This window comes from Roseiflexus sp. (genome assembly GCF_057785375.1).
In genome coordinates this window covers 1-20091 of sequence record NZ_JBYNRX010000027.1, presented here as the reverse complement: position 1 = coordinate 20091, position 20091 = coordinate 1, and the positions used below count along the sequence as shown (strand labels likewise).

15 protein-coding genes are annotated in these 20091 nt (G+C 60.7%); 5 read left to right on the top strand and 10 right to left on the bottom strand.

The window, feature by feature from the left end; translation table 11 throughout:
• Positions 1 to 4: 4 nt before the first annotated feature.
• From AC3EA7_RS04860 to deoC, 5 genes are all read right to left on the bottom strand, one after another.
• The gene (locus AC3EA7_RS04860; protein WP_488612910.1) at positions 5 to 1612 is read right to left on the bottom strand and encodes a hypothetical protein; all 1608 of its coding nucleotides are present in this window, start codon (positions 1610 to 1612) and stop codon (positions 5 to 7) included.
• 2 nt (positions 1613 to 1614) lie between these two features.
• Positions 1615 to 3144 carry a glycogen synthase GlgA gene (glgA, locus tag AC3EA7_RS04855; protein WP_488612909.1) on the bottom strand — a complete coding sequence of 510 codons (1530 nt, stop codon included), beginning with the start codon at positions 3142 to 3144 and terminating at the stop codon, positions 1615 to 1617.
• A gap of 15 nt (positions 3145 to 3159) precedes the next feature.
• Positions 3160 to 4245 (bottom strand): zinc ribbon domain-containing protein, encoded by a 1086-nt coding sequence (locus AC3EA7_RS04850; protein ID WP_488612908.1) that lies wholly within the window; start codon positions 4243 to 4245, stop codon positions 3160 to 3162.
• A gap of 100 nt (positions 4246 to 4345) precedes the next feature.
• On the bottom strand, positions 4346 to 5323 hold the full coding sequence (locus AC3EA7_RS04845) for a PAS domain-containing protein (RefSeq protein WP_488612907.1): 978 nt from the start codon (positions 5321 to 5323) through the stop codon (positions 4346 to 4348).
• Positions 5324 to 5679: 356 nt separating this feature from the next.
• Complete coding sequence (gene deoC / locus AC3EA7_RS04840) at positions 5680 to 6426, bottom strand: deoxyribose-phosphate aldolase (RefSeq protein ID WP_488612906.1); 747 nt, start codon at positions 6424 to 6426, stop codon at positions 5680 to 5682.
• 127 nt (positions 6427 to 6553) lie between these two features.
• Between deoC and AC3EA7_RS04835 the strand changes: the two genes are divergently transcribed.
• Both AC3EA7_RS04835 and AC3EA7_RS04830 read left to right on the top strand, forming a co-directional pair.
• Positions 6554 to 7702: a Gfo/Idh/MocA family oxidoreductase gene (locus tag AC3EA7_RS04835; RefSeq protein ID WP_488612905.1), complete on the top strand. Its 1149-nt coding sequence runs from the start codon at positions 6554 to 6556 to the stop codon at positions 7700 to 7702.
• Positions 7703 to 7773: 71 nt separating this feature from the next.
• Positions 7774 to 8691 carry a sugar phosphate isomerase/epimerase family protein gene (locus AC3EA7_RS04830; protein WP_488612904.1) on the top strand — a complete coding sequence of 306 codons (918 nt, stop codon included), beginning with the start codon at positions 7774 to 7776 and terminating at the stop codon, positions 8689 to 8691.
• Positions 8692 to 9103: 412 nt separating this feature from the next.
• Here the strand turns inward: AC3EA7_RS04830 and AC3EA7_RS04825 are convergent, their stop codons facing one another.
• Together AC3EA7_RS04825 and AC3EA7_RS04820 are read right to left on the bottom strand one after the other, a co-directional pair.
• Positions 9104 to 9724 carry a sulfite oxidase-like oxidoreductase gene (locus AC3EA7_RS04825; RefSeq protein ID WP_488612903.1) on the bottom strand — a complete coding sequence of 207 codons (621 nt, stop codon included), beginning with the start codon at positions 9722 to 9724 and terminating at the stop codon, positions 9104 to 9106.
• Between the two features lie 14 nt (positions 9725 to 9738).
• On the bottom strand, positions 9739 to 10131 hold the full coding sequence (locus AC3EA7_RS04820) for a hypothetical protein (RefSeq protein ID WP_488612902.1): 393 nt from the start codon (positions 10129 to 10131) through the stop codon (positions 9739 to 9741).
• 339 nt (positions 10132 to 10470) lie between these two features.
• Between AC3EA7_RS04820 and AC3EA7_RS04815 the strand changes: the two genes are divergently transcribed.
• Positions 10471 to 11268 carry a response regulator transcription factor gene (locus AC3EA7_RS04815; protein ID WP_488612901.1) on the top strand — a complete coding sequence of 266 codons (798 nt, stop codon included), beginning with the start codon at positions 10471 to 10473 and terminating at the stop codon, positions 11266 to 11268.
• Positions 11269 to 11286: 18 nt separating this feature from the next.
• Here the strand turns inward: AC3EA7_RS04815 and AC3EA7_RS04810 are convergent, their stop codons facing one another.
• On the bottom strand, positions 11287 to 12375 hold the full coding sequence (locus AC3EA7_RS04810; protein ID WP_488612900.1) for an aminotransferase-like domain-containing protein: 1089 nt from the start codon (positions 12373 to 12375) through the stop codon (positions 11287 to 11289).
• A gap of 149 nt (positions 12376 to 12524) precedes the next feature.
• Between AC3EA7_RS04810 and AC3EA7_RS04805 the strand changes: the two genes are divergently transcribed.
• Complete coding sequence (locus AC3EA7_RS04805; protein ID WP_488612899.1) at positions 12525 to 12740, top strand: YgaP family membrane protein; 216 nt, start codon at positions 12525 to 12527, stop codon at positions 12738 to 12740.
• Between the two features lie 70 nt (positions 12741 to 12810).
• Here AC3EA7_RS04805 and AC3EA7_RS04800 read toward each other — a convergent pair whose 3' ends face one another.
• Both AC3EA7_RS04800 and AC3EA7_RS04795 read right to left on the bottom strand, forming a co-directional pair.
• The gene (locus AC3EA7_RS04800; protein ID WP_488612898.1) at positions 12811 to 13629 is read right to left on the bottom strand and encodes a class I SAM-dependent methyltransferase; all 819 of its coding nucleotides are present in this window, start codon (positions 13627 to 13629) and stop codon (positions 12811 to 12813) included.
• A 127-nt stretch (positions 13630 to 13756) separates the two neighbouring features.
• A complete protein-coding gene (locus AC3EA7_RS04795) occupies positions 13757 to 17122 on the bottom strand; it encodes a S41 family peptidase (RefSeq protein ID WP_488612897.1) in 3366 nt (1121 codons plus the stop codon).
• Between the two features lie 937 nt (positions 17123 to 18059).
• On the opposite strand from AC3EA7_RS04795, the gene AC3EA7_RS04790 reads away from it, so the two are divergent.
• Complete coding sequence (locus AC3EA7_RS04790; protein WP_488612896.1) at positions 18060 to 19955, top strand: peptide ABC transporter substrate-binding protein; 1896 nt, start codon at positions 18060 to 18062, stop codon at positions 19953 to 19955.
• Positions 19956 to 20091 lie beyond the last annotated feature (136 nt).

Below are 20091 nucleotides of genomic sequence, written 5' to 3'. Positions count from 1 at the left end.
GCTCCTACAGTTTCACCCGACCCAACTCCGCTTCCAGCCGTCGCACCAGCGTGCGTAGCGCTTTGATCCGCGCAAATCGCTTATCCTCGGCTTCGACAATCGTCCACGGTGCGGCAGGCGTTGAGGTGCGCAGCAGCATCTCGTCCGCCGCCGCCTCATACTGCGGCCACTTCTCGCGGTTGCGCCAGTCCTCCTCGGTCAATTTCCAGGCTTTGTACGGGATCGACTGCCGCTCCTCGAAGCGTCGCAACTGCTCTTCGGGGCTGAGATGCAGCCAGAACTTCACAACAATTGTACCAAACTCAACCAGTTGCCGCTCGAATTCGTTGATCTCGGCATAGGCGCGCTGCCATTCATCTGGACGGGCGAACCCCTCGACGCGCTCTACCAGCACCCTGCCGTACCACGAGCGGTCGAAGACGGCGATCTGACCGCGCGGCGGCAGCCGCCGCCAGAAGCGGTAGAGATAGTGATGCGCCTTGTCGTCGCCGGTCGGTGCGGCAATCGCATGCACCACATAACTGCGCGGATCGAGTTTTTCGGTAATGCGCTGGATCGTTCCTCCTTTTCCGGCAGCGTCCCATCCCTCAAAGACCACGACGACCGGACGCTTCTGAAGATAGACCTGAAAACCGAGAAGGCGCAGTTTTGCCTGGAGTCGGTTCAGTTTCCGGGTGTATTTCCTGGGATCCAGGCGCTGGCTCAGATCAACGCGCCGGAGAATGCTGATGCCGCCAGGCAACGGCGATGCGCCTGCGAACGTCCCATCGGGCGCGCCATTCCCGACAGGCGATAGCGGACGCGCGCCACGGGTGCGCAAGACATCGAGACTGCGGCGAAAAGACGTGCCACGCGAATCGAGCAGTTCTTCACGTACATCAGAGTCCACATCAATAACCGGTCGCCTCCCGATGCGCGCCTCAAGCGCACTCAGGATCGCCTCAAACGCCACCACACGCGCATAATGCCCACAGGTCGCCGGAATGATGATCCAGGGCGCATAGGGGGTGTCGGTGCGCGCAATCATGTCCTCGACCGCATCACGCACCCGTTCGTAGTGGCGATGCTGCCACAGATCCTCTTCGGTCACCTGCCAGGCGGTCGTTTTGTCGCTGAGCAATTTCTTGAATCGTCGCCCCTGTTCACGCTGCGAAATGTGGAGCCAGAACTTCAGAATCACGGCGCCATCGTCCGCAAGTTGGCGCTCGAACGCCGCAATATCTTCACACCGCGCGCGCCAGTCGGCGACGCTCAATTCGCCACGTACCCGTTCGCCAAGCACATGGCGGTACCACGAGCGATCAAACATCGCAATCTGACCGTAACTCGGCGTTTTCAGCCAGAAACGGTACAGCCAGGGATACTGCATCTCATATGTGCGCGGCGGTGTGATCGAATAGACGCGCAGGCCACGCGGGTCGAGCCGACGGGTAATGGCGCTGATCGTGCGCACCTTCGCGGCGCCAGCCCACCCTTCGAAGGCGAACAGCGCCGGAATACGCGCCTCGAACAGCGCCTGTTCCATGTCGTACAGGCGCATCTGGAGATCGACGAGGCGTTGACGGTAGTCGCGCTTGCTGAGTGTCAGGGTCAGATCGACCTGTTCGAGCATGATCACATCCCGCGCTTGCGCGCTATTGCCTCACGATACAACTGCACATATTCTCTGGCGCTGCGCTCCCACGAGAAATCCTGCGCCATTGCCATCTGGATCATCTGCTGGATATGGTGCGGCCGGTCGAAGTAGGTGCTGATCGCCCAGCCGATAGTATAGTAGACTGCGTGAACGCTTGGTTCGTAGAACTTGAAACCGGTGCCGGCGCCGGTCTGTTCATCGTACTGCTGCACGGTATCTTCCAGGCCGCCGGTTGCACGCACAATCGGCAGCGTGCCGTAGCGCAACGAGTACATCTGGTTCAATCCGCACGGCTCATAGCGCGACGGCATCGCAAAGAAATCGCTCCCCGCCTCGATCCAGTGCGACAGTTGATTGTCGTAGCCGATGAAACTGCCAACTCGACCGGGGAAACGAACCGGCAGCAGACCGTAGTACCCCTCCAGCCCTTTGTCGCCGGCGCCAAGGATGGCGAACTGCACCAGCGCATTCTGCACCAGACCCTCGATGGCGCCCGCCAGCAGATCGAGTCCCTTCTGATGTGCGAGACGACTCACCACGCCGACAATCGGGATGTTTGGGTTGGGTTCAAGCCCCATTCGCAATTGCAATTCACGTTTGCAGATCGCCTTACCTGCCGGATTACTGGCGCTATAGCGCGCCGGGATGAGCGGATCGGTCTCCGGATTCCACTGCGTGTAATCGACGCCGTTCAGGATGCCGCGGTAGGTGCTGCCGCGGTCATTCAGATACATCGCCAATCCATGCCCGCCTTCGGGGGTGCGCGTCTCGTTCGCATACGTCGGGCTGACGGTATTGAGCATATCAGAGTACTGAATCCCGCCTTTGAGAAAATTGATCCGCCCGTGATCCTCGAACTTGTCGGGCGTGAAATTGCTCCACTGCAACCCCAGGTACGGATAGTGCGACGTATCGTACACGCCCTGATACGCGATGTTGTGGATGGTCAAAACGCTGGCGGCGCCGCCGAGCAGCGGATGGTCCCAGTGCCAGATTTTGAGGTACGCCGCCGCCAGCGCCGTCTGCCAGTCGTGGCTATGGACAATGTCGGGGCGAAACCCCATATCGATGCAGAGTTGCAACCCGGCGCGGGTCAGGAACCCGAAGCGGCGCGGATTATCGAGATAATCGTTGTAATCGGCGTCGTGGTACAACCCCGGACGCGCAAAATATTTATCGGACTCAATGAAAAACACCGGCACACCATCGACGATTGTGGTATGGACGGCGCACCATTCTTCGACATCGCCCATCCAGACCCCCATCGGCGCCAGGAATGGGCGAATAGCGTAGCGTTCGCGGTTAATGATGCCGTAGAGCGGCATAATCACAATCACATCGTGCCCCAGCGCGCGCAGCGCCTTCGGCAGCGAACCCACCACATCCGCCAGCCCGCCGGTCTTGGCAAACGGGACGCATTCCGATGCGATCATGGCAATCCGCAGCGTCGGTCCCTCCTGCGGCGCGGAGGCAGCCTGCGCTGCGCGGGTGCGTTTGGGTCGTGGCATGGGTATGCTTCTCCTCTATCCTTCAATCAGGGTTATCTGACTGCGGCGGAAGGCGATCACGACCCGACCGCCGCCATAGGGATGCGCGTTGCGCTCGAAGAGCGCACCATCGTATCCTTCGCGATCAAGCCACCACTCGATGATTGCGTCCGTCTTCATATCGAGACCAAGATCCGCCGCTTCCTGAACGATCCGCTGCTTGAGGCGCTTCCAGGCGGATGCATCACAGACGAGTGGACGGAACATTTGCACCCGGTAAAGCCGCCCAACCACGCCGCCGAGCCGCAGCCATGCGCCGAGCAGCGATACTTCGAGCAGCGGAATGCCGCGCCCGACCGGGGTGCGTTGCTGTGCACTGTGCAGCATGCGGAACAACCCATGAACTTCTCCCTGCCGCGCCCAGGTTTCCGCCTCGCGCGCGTTCATCCGGCGCACCGTTTCGCGAAAATCCGACACCCGCATGATCCGCGGCGGCGCCATGATCTGTATCTGCGGCGCCGACAGATCGAAACGTGGCGCGTTTCCCTCGACCCACCAGGCAGCAGCGACGTCCATCGGCGGATCGGCGCCAATCCGGTAGCGAAACCCGCGCCGGGTGCGCCCTTCATCGGCGTGCGCCACAGCGCCGATCTGCACCATCAGGCGCATATTGTGCGCGGCCCCTGGCGCGGCGAACCAGACGCGCTCGACCGTGAAGCGCACCAGCATGCGGCTGGTTCCGTCGTCAGCCCATTCCTGACCGCATTTCTTCCAGCCATGCTCGATCAAACCGCTCCACCCGCCGACAATGGCGCGTAGCGGCGCATAAATGGCGATGACATCATCAGGACCGGGCAACTCAGGCGCGAACCACAACCCCGGCGGCGCCGCCCCCGATGATGGCAGTTTGACCGTCCCGCCGATCACTGTCTGTTCGGTGCGCGCATTCGCCAGACGCACGGTAGGTCCGGTCGCCGAAGGAGTATCGAGCGCAGACTCTTCGCTCTGCTCAATCGGCTCGACCGGCTGACCGCACTCAATACAGAAGCGCGGTTCACCGGGCGGCAGATCGGCGCCGCAGAAGGCGCAAAAACGCGGCATGGAACGCGAATTGCCTGTCATACAAACTATTATACGCCCTGGAGATCCGCACGGCGTCGACTCCCGTCAGATCGCCATTGCGAGCCGACAGGAAGCGCCGCGCGGCAAACCTGCAACAGCGCTATCGCTGCCGCTGGAGCGCATACGCGATGCCGCGCTGCAATGAGCTGTGCGTTTTCAGCGCACTCAGGTCGGTGCCGATGTGGACCAGGGTCTGCGCCACTTCGGGGCTAATGCCGGTGAGAATCACGTCCGTCCCCAGGAGGCGCGCCGACTGCGCCGCACGCACCAGTGCAGCCGCAATCTGCGTATCGATCACCTGAACGCCTGTGATGTCCAGTAATGCAGTGTGTGCGTGATGCTGCGTGATACCGGTGAGCAACGTTTCCATGATCTGCAAGGCGCGCATACTTTCGACCGTTCCGATAATTGGCATTACCACAACACCGTCCGCTACCGGAATGAGCGGTGTGGACAACTCACGAATTGCCGCCTGTTGCGCTGCAATCAACGCCTCGCGTTCGAGACTCTGACGCTTCGCTGCTAATGCTGCGTGCTGATCGGTCACGTCATGGCAGAGCACGAGTACGCCCCAGATCTCACCGTGTGCATCCCTCAGCGGGAGTTTCGAGGTGAAAAAGATATGCTCCTCGCCATTGAGCGTTGCAATATCACGAGGGATAATCAACGGTTCTCCGCTTTCCATTACCTGGCAATCATCCGCCCAAAAGCCGCGAATGCCGCGTTCGGGATCGCCCTTCACGTTGTATTCCGGGAATCCCAGTTCGATGTCGTCTTTCCCCAACATCTCGTCAGGATGCATATGGAGCGATTCAGCATACGCTTTATTGACAAAACGGTATCGATGGTCACGATCCTTGACGAGCACCCAGTCTGGAATGTTGTCGGCGAGCGTGCGCAGGATGGCAGCGGTGCGCTCATAACCATCCGTCAATGTGCGCAAACGTTCCAGTTCTGCGGCGTCGCGCGCCAGCTGATATTGCAGATCGCTGATACGGCGCTCGAGTTCACGCACATATGAGTCCAGCCCGTCGCTTCGGGGAAATGAAATGCCGGCATCGCTCTGCTCAATCGTCATGGCCAGCGCTCCTTGCATGTAAAAAGGGGGACGCGCGAAGTTGCGCGCATATCGCAGACGAGTATAGCAAGCGCTATTGCGCAAAACCATGACAATATTGACGCGGAATCGTGCCAGTATCGTAACTGTGCTTATGATCTTATACTAACTTGCGGTCAGTCAGACAAGATCGAACGCCCGGTTCGCAAGGCGTAACGCTCTACAACACGCGTTGGCGGTCGTGGGCGCATGACAGCGCATTGGCATCAGCAGCCCCAGCGGGGCTTCCACTTGCCTCAGCGAGGGCTTTCGCCCGCAGCGCCCGGACGTCCCGCTGCGCGCCCCGGCAGTATGGTACGAATGACCGCGCATGAGTATCAGTACGTCCCCGGCGTCACCGGCGGCGCCGCCCCTTCGCCGATCACCGGCAATCCCTTGCGCCGGCAGAACTCATCGAGGATGGCGGCAGTCGCCGACGCGCCGACCCGCGTTGCGCCGGCGCGCAGCACATCGATCAGCGCATCGAGGGTGCGCACCCCGCCGGCCGCTTTCACCTGCACCCGAGGCGAAACACTACGCCGCATCAGGATGAGATCGGGGATGGTTGCACCAGACGGAGCGAAACCGGTCGAGGTTTTGACGAAATCTGCGCCGGCTTGCTCCACCAGGCGCGCGGCGCGCTCTTTCTCGGCATCGTTCAGGTAGGCGTTCTCTAGAATGACCTTCACCAGCGCCCGGCCTTCAGTTGCAATCACCACAGCGCGAATGTCTTCGAGCACGTCGTTATCGTGCCCGGAGCGCAGCCAACCGATGTTGATCACCATATCGAGTTCAACTGCGCCCTGTTCGATCGCCAGGCGCGCCTCGAAGACTTTGGCGGCGGTTGCGTGGCTGCCATGCGGAAAACCGACGACCGTGCCAACTGCGACATCGCTACCTGCCAGCAGGCGCGCCGCCAGCGGCACATCGCATGGTTTGACGCAGACCGACGCGGTATGGTAGCGCCGCGCCAGATCGCACCCGGCAGCAACTTCCTGGGTCGTCAGTTCGGGGCGCAACAATGAGTGATCGATCGTCTTCGCCACCTGTTCGTAGGTCAGGGTCTCGAGCGAGATGTCGGTCATGGGAAGGTCTCCTTGCACTGTGTCCAGACACAATGCGATTGTACCACGATACGCCTGCTATTCTTGACAGGAGACGCCAATCGCGGGAAAATCAGGCATCGCCAATCTCCCAAGAGTGAGGTGCTCTATGACAGAGATCGCCGTCGCTGTAGTCGGAACAGGATTCATCGGCGTGGTGCATGTCGAGGCGCTGCGTCGGCTTGGCATCCCGGTGCTCGGCGTCGTCGGCTCGAGTGTGGAACGCGCCCGCGCCAAAGCCGACGCGCTCGGTCTTCACGTCTATGCCGGTTTCGAGGAGATGCTCGCCGATCCGCGCGTGACGGTCGTGCATATCACCACCCCCAATCACCTGCACTTTCCGCAGGTCAAAGCGGCCATCGCCGCCGGTAAGCACGTGGTCTGCGAAAAACCGCTGGCAATGACATCCGCCGAGTCGGCGGAACTGCTGCGCCTGGCAACTGACGCCGGGATCGTCCACGCTGTCAACTTCAACATCCGTTTCTATCCGCTCTGCCAGCACGCGCGCGCGCTGGTGCAGGCAGGCGAAACCGGCGCCACGCGCATTATCCAGGGGTCGTACCTGCAGGACTGGCTCATGCTGCCGACGGACTGGAACTGGCGGCTGGAACCGGAACTCGGCGGCGAGTTGCGCGCCGTTGCCGACATTGGTTCGCACTGGCTTGACCTGACAACGTTCATCACCGGCGAAAGGGTGAGCGCCGTTCTGGCCGATATGGCAACGTTCATTCCGGTACGCCGCAAGCCGACCAGACCGATCGACACCTTCACCGGCAAAGAAGTGACCGCCGCCGAGACAGTCGAGCAACCGATCCATACCGAAGATTACGCCAGCATTCTGCTGCGCTTCGCCAGCGGCGCGCGCGGCGTGCTGACGGTGTCGCAGGTCAGTCCGGGGCGCAAGAACCGGCTCTGTTTCGAAATCGACGGCGAGCGCTCATCGCTGGCATGGGATTCGGAGCGACCGGAGGAGTTGTGGTTGGGACGACGCGAGACCGCCAGCGGGTTGCTGCTGCGCGATCCGGCGCTCCTCATGCCCCCAGCGCGCGGCGCGACCGACTATCCCGGCGGGCATGCCGAAGGTTTCCCCGACACGTTCAAGCAACTCTATAAAGCGGTCTACCGCGCCGTTGCCGCCGGTGCGCCGCCAGCCGCGCCCGATTATCCAACATTCGCCGATGGACACGAGGAACTGCTGTTGGGCGAAGCGATCCTGCGCAGTGCGCGTGAGGAGCGTTGGGTTGCCATCGAACGCTGAGACGCCGGAACAACCGGGGCTGCCGCCAGTCATGGGAACGATCGAGTCTTTGGACTTGAAGGAGAGCATCAATGAAACTCGGATTCTTCACCGCTGCGCTGCCACATCTCTCACTCGAAGAATGTGCCGCATGGGGCGCTGCAAACGGCTTTGAAGCCATCGAAATCGCCTGCTGGCCCGCCGGTTCGGGCAAAGAACGACGGTACGCCGGCGTCTGCCACATCGATGTCGAAACGTTGACCGGTGCGCGCGCGGCTGAGATCCGCGACCTGATGGCGCGCACCGGGCTAACGATCTCATCCCTTGGTTATTACCCGAACAATCTGCATCCCGACCCAGAGCATCGTGCGCAAGTCAATGCGCACCTGAAGAAAGTCATCGACGCTGCAAGCACCCTTGGCGTCGGCGTGGTCGGCACGTTCATCGGGCGTGACCAGACGAAGAACGTACCCGACAACCTGGAGCAGTTCGCCGCCGTCTGGCCCCCGCTGGTGCGGTACGCTGGCGACCGCAACGTCAAAATCGCCATCGAGAACTGCCCGATGATCTTCAGTTACGATGAGTGGCCCGGCGGGACGAACCTGGCGCACGCACCGGCGATCTGGCGCGAAATGTTTCGCATCATCCCGGACGAAAACTTCGGTTTGAACCTCGACCCGTCGCACCTGGTCTGGCAGATGATCGACTACGAGCGCGCCGTGTACGAGTTCAAAGACCGCCTGTTCCATGTGCACGCCAAAGACATGGAGATCAACCGCGACGGACTGTACGCGCACGGTGTTATGTCCGCCGGGATGGGATGGCAGGTCCCGCGCCTGCCGGGGCTTGGCGAGGTGCGCTGGGATCGGTTTATCGCCGCGCTCTACGCCGTCGGCTATGATTTTGTGCTGAGCATCGAACACGAGGATCGCAAATTCGAGGGAACCGAGGAACTGGTGAAGCGCGGTTTCCTGCTGGCGCGCAACGTGCTGCGGCCATATCTGGTGTGACTCCCCTCCAACAGGTGACGATCACGTCCAACTGCGCGCCGAGAGTGCAGACGTCATCAGAGTTCTTGTCGGCGCACTCGTGTCCTGCGCCTCCCACACGACCGTCGCCTGCGCCCGCCACAAGAGCGAAGGCAGCGACCCCGTCCGTTGCATCATCCGTTTCAGGTATCGCTACGCTACAACTCCCCCTTCTTCCCACAGCGAGGGAGAAGGGGGCGCTCACAGGCATCGATATTTTCTGGCGAACCCTTATGTTGCATTACTCGTTTTTGGTCATCAGAACGACTTGTCCCCCTTCCAGCGTCGCTGGAAAGGGGGCAAGGGGTGAGGCGGAAAAAGGCTTCGTGACGCGGCAAAAACCGCTGGCTCGTGAAAATCTTGCGTGGCAGAGGCGGAGGGATGAGGGGAAAGCCTACTCCTCCGCGTAGCGTTCTTCCTTCCAGGGATCGGCGTTGTTGTTGTAACCATAGCGCTCCCAGAAGCCAGGGCGATCCATTGCCATAAACTCAATGCCGCGCAGCCATTTGGCGCTCTTCCAGAAATACTTATGCGGCGTCAGCAGGCGCAGCGGATAGCCATGCTCCGGCGTCAACTCCTCTCCCTCATACTTGTACGCCAGCAGCGCATCGTCCTCCAGCAGCACGTCGAGCGGCACATTTGTCGTAAAACCATGCTCGCAATGCGCCATAACATACCTGGCAGACGACTTGAGCGGCGGTATATGCTTGAGAAACTCCCTGAACTGCACGCCTTCCCAGTGGGTGTCGAGTTTGCTCCAGCGCGTCACGCAATGAATATCGGTCGTAACGGTAATCGTTGGCAAAGCGCGGAACTCGGCAAAGCTGAAACGCGCCGGCGCCTCGATTTCTCCCCAGACGCGCAAGTCCCAGTCACTCTCGACATGAGGGTAGATGGGAACCTCGCCATAGTGAAGAACCGGAAACTTTTCCGTAACATACTGACCGGGAGGCACACGATCGCGCTTATCGGGGGGAGTGCGGCTGGCTTTTTTCTTCTTCAGCACTTCAGACATATGGCTCCAGATCGCTAGAAACTCAGGCTTTCAAAAGCAATGCCCATCCGAACCGCCCGACGATAAGATGCATCTCCGGCTATCTCGCGCAGCGTGCGATGGATCAGATCGCGTTCCAATGGCTCATTATAACAGAGCATCAACCGACGGATCGGCTCTGCCAGTTCACACGATGGGCAGAAGGCATATTGAGGTCCATCTTTACCGTTCGTTTCAGACAGCACCCCGCTCTCCGCCAGTTCGCGCAGCGCCTCGCGCGTGCTCCAGATATCACGATAGATCCGGTCCGCCACCTGCGCCGCAGTAGCGCGCAAGTGTTGGTGCTCGGCAAACATGAGCACCAGTTGCAGTTTGAGAGGCGTATCGATCACTCCCTCGAGCAACGAACGCACGCTCTGGTCGATCATTGACCTGCCTCCTCTTGAACTAGGGTCGTCAGCGACCTTACCCGCCAGCCTGCGCAAAAACGCTCCTGCCGACATGGGCTTCCTGCGTGCGTGGAAGGAGCCTCTCAGGGTCGGCATATCACCCTATGTCACCGATTGTGGATTTTATCACAAGATAGTTTTCAGTTCTTTTCAGTATACTACAAAAGGCGGGCAATTACTAGATGCTTTTCAGGCATAAGTTTCAAACTCACAATCATGAGTTGACATCTATCCACCTTTGGTGCTACCATCCATCGAACAGAACGTGCATCTGTTCGATGGCGCCACAGACGTAACGCGCCGCTGAAAGGGGAGACTATGAGCCAGTCGGAGCGAATACTGCTGGTTGACGATGAAGCCAATATTCGGTTGACGCTGGGCGCAATGCTGACACGCGCAGGCTATGAGGTGACGACTGCTTCCAGTGGTGCTGAAGCCATTGCGCTCCTTGACGAGCAAACGTTCGATCTGCTGCTTGTCGATCTCAAAATGCCCGGCATCGACGGGATGCAGGTGGTGACGGCGGCCCGGGCGCGTCATCCGGATGCTGCGATCATCATCTTGACCGGGCACGGTTCGCTCGAAACCGCCATCGAAGGATTGCGGCACGGCATTTTCGATTATTTGCTGAAAAACACCGAGCCATCACAGGTGCTCGAGCGCATTCAGGCGGCGTTGCAGGCGCACGCCGCTGAGCAGCGCCGGCACGCGCTGCTCAACGTGGTGGACGCCGCAGTCCAGGAGCTGCGCGGCTCAGTCGCCGCCACCGTTGAGATGTCTCCGGCGGCGCAGGCTGAGCGCACGATTGTGATTGGACAGTTGCAACTCGACACATGGCGTCAGGTTGCGACGCTTGGCGGGCGCACGCTGGCGCTGACGCCGACCGAGTTCCGGGTGCTGCTCTGCCTGGCAGAGCACGCTGGCACGATGCTGTCGTACAGCCAGCTAGTGAAGTGCGCTCAGGGATACGATGCCAGTGATCTGGAAGCGGGCGAGTTGATCAAGCCCCATATCCATCACCTGCGCCAGAAACTGGAGCCTGATCCCAGTTCGCCGCGCTACATCCTCAATGTGCGTGGCAAAGGGTATCTCCTCGCCGTCAATAACGAGGCATAAGGGCGACGGTCACATCGCTCACAGCAGTGATGCGAGGCGGCGCATGCCTTCATCGATCTGCTGCGGCGTGACGGCGCAGAACGGCAGGCGCACAAAGCGTTCGCCGTCCGGCGCCGGACCTTCGTCAGGATCGGCGAAGAACGCCTGTCCCTCGGTCAGCACCAGACCGATCTCCTTCGCGCGGGCGACAAGATTACGGGTATTGGCGTCAGCCGGAAGAGTCACGCTCACAAAGAAGCCGCCATCCGGCTCAGAAGCAGCGACGTCCTTCAGGTAGCGTCGCACCGCGCTCAGCATCGCCTCCCAGCGTGGTCGATACAGTTCCTTCAAACGCTCGATATTTGGCATCATCCAGCCGCGCCGGATGAACTCAGCCACGGCGGCCTGCGTCGGCAGCACTGGAGACAAATAGGTGTTCTCGCCTTCCTTCGTCACCGCTGCCACCAGCGACGATGGCGCAACCATATACCCCACGCGCATGCCAGGGCTGAGAAGTTTGCTGAATGACGTGATCGTAATCACCCGATCCGGGTTGATCGCGCGCATCATTGGGACGCTTTCGCCCCGATAGCGCAGCAGGCGGTAGGGAATATCCTCGATAACCCAGAAACCGTGCCGCCCGGCGATCTCCAGGATGGCACGTCGTTTCTCCAGCGATGTCGTCACGCCAGCCGGGTTCTGGAAGTCGGGCACCATGTAGAGAAACGCCGGCGTCTGGCGCTTAACCTCAGCCTCCAAGCGCATCACATCGAGACCGTCCGCCTCGAGTGGAATACCGACCACCCGCGCGCCACGACGCCGAAACGTCGTGATAGCACGGTCGTAACTGGGCTGCTCCGTCAGAACGCTCGCACCAGGACGCACCAGATGCGCCGCCAGCAGGTCTTGCAGTTGCAATGATCCGTTGGCGACCATAATCTCATGGTCTGTCACGCCATACTCCGCAGCGAGCAGAGATCGCAACGGCGCGTAGCCGGGTTGCTGACCGTACTGCAACACGACCGCTGCGTCGGATTCGACCGCCGTCGCCAGGCATTCGGCGATCTGCGCCGTCGGAAATGCTTCGGTTGGCGGAACGCCTCGAGTGAAAACGATTGTGTCGTGCATGGTCCTTCCTTTAGTTAAGAGATCACCACTCAGAATTGTGAAGGATTTTACAATACTTTCGACCAGATGTGTATACTAGAGGCGTCGGTTCTTTGTGATGAACCGCACAAGGTTACCGCCACTTTACCACATCCTGGAAGGGGGACATCATGCTACCCGTCAATGAAAGCGTCTTTGATCGCGACATTCGCCTCGGTGTTGGTCTGTTGATGTTTCTGTTCGGCTTCTTCGGACTAACCGGCATCTGGCAGATTGTGCTCACGGTCATTGCGGTGTTGCTGATCGTCAGCGCCGTCACCGGTTTCTGCCCGCTCTACGCGCTGCTGCACGTCAACACGGCATCGTCTGGAAGCAGCAACAAGTAACGTTGCGACCTCCACGAAGAGGCGGGGAGGGCGTATGCCCTCCATTTTTTATTCCGCTCTGAGCGCTCCTCTAGTTCCAGCGTGCAATCATGGCATCGATCCGCGCCGGAGGTTCGTGCACCGCATCGGGATCGGGATGGGCATCGACCCAGCGTTGCAACCGCCGTGCTGCTTCGGCGTGAATGTCATCCGACAACACCCAGCAACTGCTGTATATTCGCTCCTGGTATCGCTGCGCCACAGAACGCACCGTTTGCGGATGCTGGCGGTAGGTGAGCAGCGTCAGACGTTCCACGGCGGCCCCCTGCATCTGGAGATGCTCCTGAAACCGGTCGTCCAGACCGTGCGGCGCGCCATCACGCCGCTGATCGGGTGGAACGTTCAGTTCGTCCAGGATCGCCGACCATGCCTGTTGTACCTGTGCGCGTGGCGTAGGGGGGGCGCCTTCTTGCCCGTCGCGCTCATCGCTGGCGATCACGATTGCGCCCTGTGAATGCAACACACGGCGCGCTTCGTCCAACACCTGCCGCCAGTTTTCCACCAGATGCAGCACATGCACCATGACTGCGGCATCGAACGCCGCATCGGACAGCGGCAAATGCATAACGTCGCCGCACACCAGATATGTCGAATGGCGTCGTCCATCGAGTTTCTGGCGCAGTTGTCTCATCATGCGCCGTGAGAGATCAACGCCGACATAGAAGTACCCTGCCTCGATGAAGGGAAGCGCAATGCGCCCTGTTCCAACCCCGGCTTCGAGGAGCCGTGCATGCCGCTTCAGTTGAAGCGTTGCAACAATCGCGTCGCGCAATTGCGCAGCGACGCCCGGCGGATAGCCGCGGGTCGCGTCGTAGTAATCGACGGCTCGGTCGAATGAAATGCCCGGCATAGCGCGTGAACAAATGAGTCAGCGAATACACAAATGCGTCAGCGAATACGCGAATGCGCTGGCGAATGAACAGTCTCCTCCGCGCCCTCTGTGCCTCTGCGGTTAGACTGACGGGTGAACGAATGCGTCAGCCTGAGCGGTCACGTCCAAACGTTCCCTCGTCGCGTTCCTCTCCAGGCAACGGCAGGCGCGGTCGTTCGCCAAACTCCGGCAACCGGGGCGGATTATCGCTCATCAGGCGCAGCACCTCGGTGATGGCACGTTCGAGTTGCGGGTCCGCGCCTGCCACGTAATCCTGCGGTCGCATCTCGACTTCGATATCCGGTTCGACGCCGTGGTTCTCCAACTGCCAGCCAACCTCCGCCGACCAGAACGAAAACTCCGGTTGCGTCGTCACTCCGCCGTCGATCAGCGTGTCGCGCGGACGAATACCGATAACCCCGCCCCAGGTGCGCTTGCCGATCAATGGACCGAGTTTCATCATCTTGAAGACATGGCTGATGATATCGCCATCAGAACCGGCAGCTTCATTGACGATCGCCACCATTGGTCCCATCACCGACTCGGGCGGATACGGCGCCGGTTCACCCCAGCGTGAGATGTCATATCCCAGACGCTTGCGCGCCAGTTTCTCGGCAATCAGCGGTGATACGAAACCACCCGCATTATACCGCACATCGACGATCAACCCCTCACGCACCACTTCGGCGAGGAAGCCGCGGTGAAACTCGGCATACCCATACGCCTGCATATCAGGAATGTGAAGATACCCGACGCGCCCATCCGTTGCGTCGTGCACTACCTTGCGGTTGCGCTCCACCCACTCCCGGTAGCGCGCCTGCGTGTCGTCGCGCAGCGCCTTGACAGTCACTGCGCGGAGTGTTCCATCGGTTTTCATGAATGTCAGCAAGACGTCGCTCTCTGCCTGATTGACCAGCAACTCGTGCGGCGATACCCCGCGCCCGACGCGCCGACTGCCGACTGCGATCAGGCGATCACCGGGCAGAATGTTGACGCCAGGGCGCGCCAGCGGCGAACTGGCGCGTTCGTCCCACACATCGCCGGAGATGATGCGCTCGACGACATAACTGTCGGTTTCGGCGTCGTAACGCAGATCGGCGCCCAGTTTGCCAAGACTGTAACGCGGTTCCGGGCGGTAGTCGCCGCCATACTCATAGGCGTGCGACGTGCCCAGTTCTCCTTGCATTTCCCACAAGAGATCGGAGAACTCGCCGCGCGTGACGACCCGCTCCAGCAGCGGCAGATAGCGCTGGTACACCGCCAACCAGTTCACCCCCGACATATCAGGCGTCCAGAAGTGATCGCGCTGCAACCGCCAGGCTTCACGATACATCTGCGTCCACTCGGCGGGCGGTGAAATCATCAGTTTGATGCGCGACAGATCAACCCAACCGCTCTTCCGCCCTGGCTCGCTGCTATTGTCTTTTGGCTTTTCACCCGCCTTGACGACGCGCACCCGGTTGCCGGCGCGGTACATCAGCGTCTTTGAGTCGGTGGAAAGGCGAAACGACGCAACGCCATCGATGAGCGTCTCACTGCTGAGGGTCTCGAAATCGTACACGTCGAGGCGTCCGCGCGCAATCGCGGCATCGCCCGGCATGCGAGATTGACCGAGCGCACCTTCAATCGGGAAGACAGTAAAGAGCGCCTTGCCCGGAATGCCAGCAATCCGCCCGTATCGCCCGACCGGCAGCGGGAATGCCACAACCCGGTCGGTAATTCCTTCCAGATCGATGCTGATCGTCGGTTCAGATTTTGCCGTTCCTTTCGTTGCTCCCTCGGTCCCACCCGCTTCGCTTCCTGCCTCGTTTGCCGGCTTTGCTTCGCTCGCTGGCGTCTTCGGCGGCGCCTGATCGAGCGGATGCGGTCCTGGCACGAATGGCGAGCGCAGATCGGCGCGCAGCGTCACCAGAAATGGACGCGCTCCGCGTGGAAAGCCGAGATCGAAGTGCATCTCATCATACACCGGATCAAAATCGCGGTACGAGATAAAGTAGAGGTATTTGCCTTCCGGATCGAATGCCGGTGATCGGTCGATCAGCACCGGTCGCGTGACCGGCGTGATTGTTCCGGTGGACACCTCGCACAACTTAATGACCGATGTCTGCTGTGTTTCCCAAAAGCCATACGCCAGCCAGCGTCCGTCCGTCGACCAGGCGATGCCAGCCATCGAGGCATGCCGGCTCCGGTCGAGCAGTCGCACCGTTCGCTCAGTCAGATCGACGAGCAACAGTTCATTCCGGTTGTTGGCGATGGCGACGAGCGGCGCTTTGGGTGAGACCGCAAGCGACATCGGTCGTCCGATGTCGAGACCTTCCAGGCGCACCGGTTCATCAAACGGGGAAAACGCCGCACCTGAAGCGCCTGTATCAGCAGACATCGCCTGTTGTGCGCCATTGCCAAATGTGACCGGGTGGATCTCGATCATTTCTTCGCCAGCAGCATCGCTGATCACGACTATCCGCCGTCCATTGGGCAGCCAGTCCGCCAGGCGATAACGCACAGCGCCAGGATCGCCGTGCTGGAGCACCGCACCTTCCCAGTTGCCAAAGGTAAACGGCTTGCCGCGCACGACTGCGGCGATTGCATGACCGTCGGGATGCAGAGCGACGCTCTGAAGGAAACGCGCCGGATCGACAAAACGACGCTTCCGTTGCGTGCGCGGGCTGTGCAGTTCCACCTCGATTTTACGCGATGTGTTGGTTGCGGGATCAAACAGGTACAGATCGGCGCCGGCGTGATACACAATCCGCCGTCCATCGGTGGATGGGAAACGCGCGTAATACTCGCGATGCCAGGTATGACGTTGCAGGTCTTCACCGGTCGGCAGGCAGGAGTAGAGGTTGCCGACCCCTTCGTGATCGGCGACAAAATAGATGCGCTCGCCAACCCACAGAGGAATGGCAATATTGCCCGGCAGCACAATCAGGCGCCGCCACTCGCCGGTTCCATCCAGATCGACCCACACATCGCCGGTCCGCCCGCCACGGTAGCGTTTCCAGCGCGCCGGATCGATCTCGTTGCGCCCAATCACCGCGCCGCCGGTCGGTCCATACGAGATCGTAACCGACGGACCGGTCGGCAGGAGACGCGGTTCACCGCCATTGGCGCTGATGGCATAGAGCAACGCCATGCGCGAAAACGGCAGGCTGGCGGAACTGGCGAACAGAATCTCACGACTGTCGCGACTCCAACCACAGACTCGCATCGTTGCGCCGAGAAACGTCAGGCGCCACGCCTCGCCGCCTTCGGCAGGCATCACGAACACCTCGCCAGGTCCCTCGTCGCGCCCGACGAACGCCAGGAGCGATCCATCCGGCGATAGCGTCGGCGACCAGACGCTGCCGGGGTTGGCGGTCAACCGTCGCGCCACGCCGCCTGATGCCGGGACCAACCAGAGATCGTCTTCGCAGACAAATACGACGGTGTCGCCATGGATTGTTGGCCAGCGGTAGTACCCTTGTGGAGCCATGCTTCCCTCGTCATATATGGCATCAATGCTGATCGGACCTTCTACGAGCAGGGGGCGTCCGCCGCGCTCCTTCCGTGCTTTTGAGCAGTGTAGCACATGTGGCGCATGCCGGGATCGGCCTGACTGTACTGCACAGACGTAGGGCAGATTCAGCCCGCCTGCGCAGCCTCGAGCGGGTGCGCCGCACAGACGTAGGGCGGATTCAGCCCGCCTGCGCGGGCTGGCGCTCGTCCGGCAGCGGAAGCCGCTTCTTCCGCCCGGCGCCTGAAACCGCGGGCGCGGCTCTTCCGATACCTGCCCGGCGGTTGAAGCCGCAGGCTACGGCTGCAAATCCCGCCTGCGCGGGCAATTGTGGAGCGATGACGTTGGCTGAGCCTGTCGCAACCAACGTCCGCCGCCAGACGCTCAACACAGGCAATTATTGTGCAACACCTCTGTTGATCGCTCTATTATGCGTATGCGGACGAGACGCCCGCGCTCCCAGGCGCAGCGGGAACGAGTAACCGCGCGGGCACGCTCGAAGGACGGCAAGTCCGTGCTTCCAGTCGCAGCAGGAACAGGCACGGGCAGGCAATTCGTCACTCGTCACTCATCACTGTCGGGCGCAACGCCCGCGCTCCCAGGCGCAGCGTAAGATCCGCCTCTTAACCTGGCATTGACAAGCGATTGAGGTAATGTTATCATTTCTTCACTCTGCACTTCAGGCGGATGTTCCCGAGAGCGGTTGTTCCCAAACAATGCTGCCGACGCCCAGGAAGTCGTCGATGCGCCGCGCAGGCGCAGTTTTGACGTACCCAATGATTGTCCAATCTGAGACAGGTTCTACTCCGTTCCCGACGCTGCACCATATCGGCAGCAGCGTGAAGGAAACGTTGCATGCGTGTATGCAACGTGATAGATTCCCCGCATTTCAGCGTATGGAAAGGAACGACAGCGTATGGACCAGCCCTCCCGATCACGTCTGACGCGGCGCGCATTCCTGCGCGCTGCCGCTCTTGGCGTCGGTTCCGCAGCGCTCGCCGCCTGCGGCGGCGGAGGCGGCGCTACTGCCCCAACCTCCCCGCCTGCAACCGTCCCGCCGCCTACGACTGCTCCCACGCTGGCGCCGGTGCAGCCAACCCCTCCGCTCACCACCGCGCCAGCCGCCACTGCCGCGCCAGCCGGCGCCGTCACCAACTCGCTCGGCGTCACGCTGCCGGCAGACGCAGCACCTCTCGAGCATCAGGCATTCGTTGTCTACTTCGACATCACCGCCGACTTTACCAGCCCCAACCAGATGGAAACCATCTACAAGTCGGGCGGATTTGGCAGCATCACCAACCTGACCGGCGATACGCTCGTGCGCCTGAACAAGGATTTCCAGGTTCAACCGGCGGCCGCGCTCTCCTGGTCCTCCGATGAGACCGGTAAAGTCTGGACATTCAACCTCGACCCCGACCTTGTTTGGAGCGATGGCACGCCGGTAACGGCGGAAGACTTCGTGGCGACCTTCCGCTATGCCGCCGATCCAAAGCACGCCTGGGACTTCGCCTGGTACTACAGTGCGCCAGGTGCGATCAAGAACTGGGATAAGTGTGTTGCCGGGGAACTGCCGCTGGAAGAACTGGGAGTCACTGCCAAAGATGCCAATACGCTGGTGATCGAAACCGAAACGGCCGCCCCCTTCCTCCCGGCAAAACTGGTGTATAGCGAAGTGTTGAGCGCCGCCAAGCTGAAAGAGTTCGGCTCAGGTCTCTATACCGCCGACCCGGCAAAGACGATTTCGTGCGGACCATACCTGCTGAAGGAGTTCAAGCCCGGCGAGCGGGTGGTGTTCGAGATCAACCCAACGTACAAAGGCACGAACCGTCCGCGCGTTGAGCGGGTCGTCCAGATCGCCGCGCGACCGGAGGCCATGTTCGCCGGGTATCAGGCAGGCGAAGTGGACCGCGTAACCGGCGAGCAGTTGCAGACTGCCGATAACGAGATCATCGCGCGCGACCCCGAACTCTCGAAGCAGGTGCGACTGACGGCCGCCGACTTCCGTACCGACTATCTCTTCTTCGACTGCCAGAACCCGCCGTTCAACGATGTGCGCGTGCGCCAGGCGTTCAGCCATATCGTTGATCGCGATACGCTGATCAAGACGATCATCACGCCAACGCAGGGCATCCCGGCATACTCCTTCCTGATGCCCGGTTTTCCGGCGTCGAACTCGGAAGGGCTGAAGGATATTCAGCGGTACGATCCCGAACGTGGTCGCGCGTTGCTGAAGGAAGCCGGTTATGAGGGGGGGAAGGGCTTCCCCAAACTGACCCTCTGGCTGCGCAACGAGCCGCAGATCCGCCAGGCGCTCGCGGCGGCGATTGCAGCGGCGATCACACAGGAGTACGGTATTGAAGTCGAGGTCTCGAACAAAGAGTTCAAGACCTTTATGGACGCAATCAACGCCAAGCCGACACAGATCCAGTTCGGCATGGTGTCGTATGGCATCGACTTCCTCGACCCGTCGAACATGCTTGGCGTCTGGCTTAGCACCGGTCGCCACAACTGGTTCAATAAGACGTTCGATGAGATGGTGCTGAAAGCCGCAGAGATGACCGATCAGGAAGAGCGCATCAAGATTTTTCAGGATGCCGAGCGGTTGCTCTGCGAAGAAGCGCCGGCGGTCTTCATCTACCACCGCACCGTCGCCGACATCTACAAGCCGTATGTCGTCGGCGAGTGCTTCGAACCGAATGTCGCCGGGTTCGCCGGACTGCAATGGCCCGGCTTCACCTCGATGAGCGACTCGCTGCAGACGCTGTACATCAGCAATGAGGTGACAAAGTATCGTAAGGCGCCGCCGAGGTAGGGATTAGGGATTAGGGGTTAGGGACTAGGGACTAGGGACTAGGGACTAGGGACTAGGGACTAGGGACTAGGGACTAGGGACTAGGGACTAGGGACTAGGGACTAGGGACTAGGGACTAGGGACTAGGGACTAGGGA

Bases quoted from the DNA above. Each gene is read 5' to 3' on its own strand.
- AC3EA7_RS04790 (WP_488612896.1), top strand. From the start codon at position 18,060: ATGGACCAGCCCTCCCGATCACGTCTGACGCGGCGCGCATTCCTGCGC.
- AC3EA7_RS04835 (WP_488612905.1), top strand. From the start codon at position 6,554: ATGACAGAGATCGCCGTCGCTGTAGTCGGAACAGGATTCATCGGCGTG.
- AC3EA7_RS04845 (WP_488612907.1), bottom strand. From the start codon at position 5,323: ATGACGATTGAGCAGAGCGATGCCGGCATTTCATTTCCCCGAAGCGAC.
- AC3EA7_RS04795 (WP_488612897.1), bottom strand. From the start codon at position 17,122: ATGGCTCCACAAGGGTACTACCGCTGGCCAACAATCCATGGCGACACC.
- AC3EA7_RS04800 (WP_488612898.1), bottom strand. From the start codon at position 13,629: ATGCCGGGCATTTCATTCGACCGAGCCGTCGATTACTACGACGCGACC.
- AC3EA7_RS04805 (WP_488612899.1), top strand. From the start codon at position 12,525: ATGCTACCCGTCAATGAAAGCGTCTTTGATCGCGACATTCGCCTCGGT.
- AC3EA7_RS04820 (WP_488612902.1), bottom strand. From the start codon at position 10,131: ATGATCGACCAGAGCGTGCGTTCGTTGCTCGAGGGAGTGATCGATACG.
- AC3EA7_RS04810 (WP_488612900.1), bottom strand. From the start codon at position 12,375: ATGCACGACACAATCGTTTTCACTCGAGGCGTTCCGCCAACCGAAGCA.
- deoC (WP_488612906.1), bottom strand. From the start codon at position 6,426: ATGACCGACATCTCGCTCGAGACCCTGACCTACGAACAGGTGGCGAAG.
- AC3EA7_RS04830 (WP_488612904.1), top strand. From the start codon at position 7,774: ATGAAACTCGGATTCTTCACCGCTGCGCTGCCACATCTCTCACTCGAA.
- AC3EA7_RS04815 (WP_488612901.1), top strand. From the start codon at position 10,471: ATGAGCCAGTCGGAGCGAATACTGCTGGTTGACGATGAAGCCAATATT.
- AC3EA7_RS04860 (WP_488612910.1), bottom strand. From the start codon at position 1,612: ATGCTCGAACAGGTCGATCTGACCCTGACACTCAGCAAGCGCGACTAC.
- AC3EA7_RS04850 (WP_488612908.1), bottom strand. From the start codon at position 4,245: ATGACAGGCAATTCGCGTTCCATGCCGCGTTTTTGCGCCTTCTGCGGC.
- AC3EA7_RS04825 (WP_488612903.1), bottom strand. From the start codon at position 9,724: ATGTCTGAAGTGCTGAAGAAGAAAAAAGCCAGCCGCACTCCCCCCGAT.
- glgA (WP_488612909.1), bottom strand. From the start codon at position 3,144: ATGCCACGACCCAAACGCACCCGCGCAGCGCAGGCTGCCTCCGCGCCG.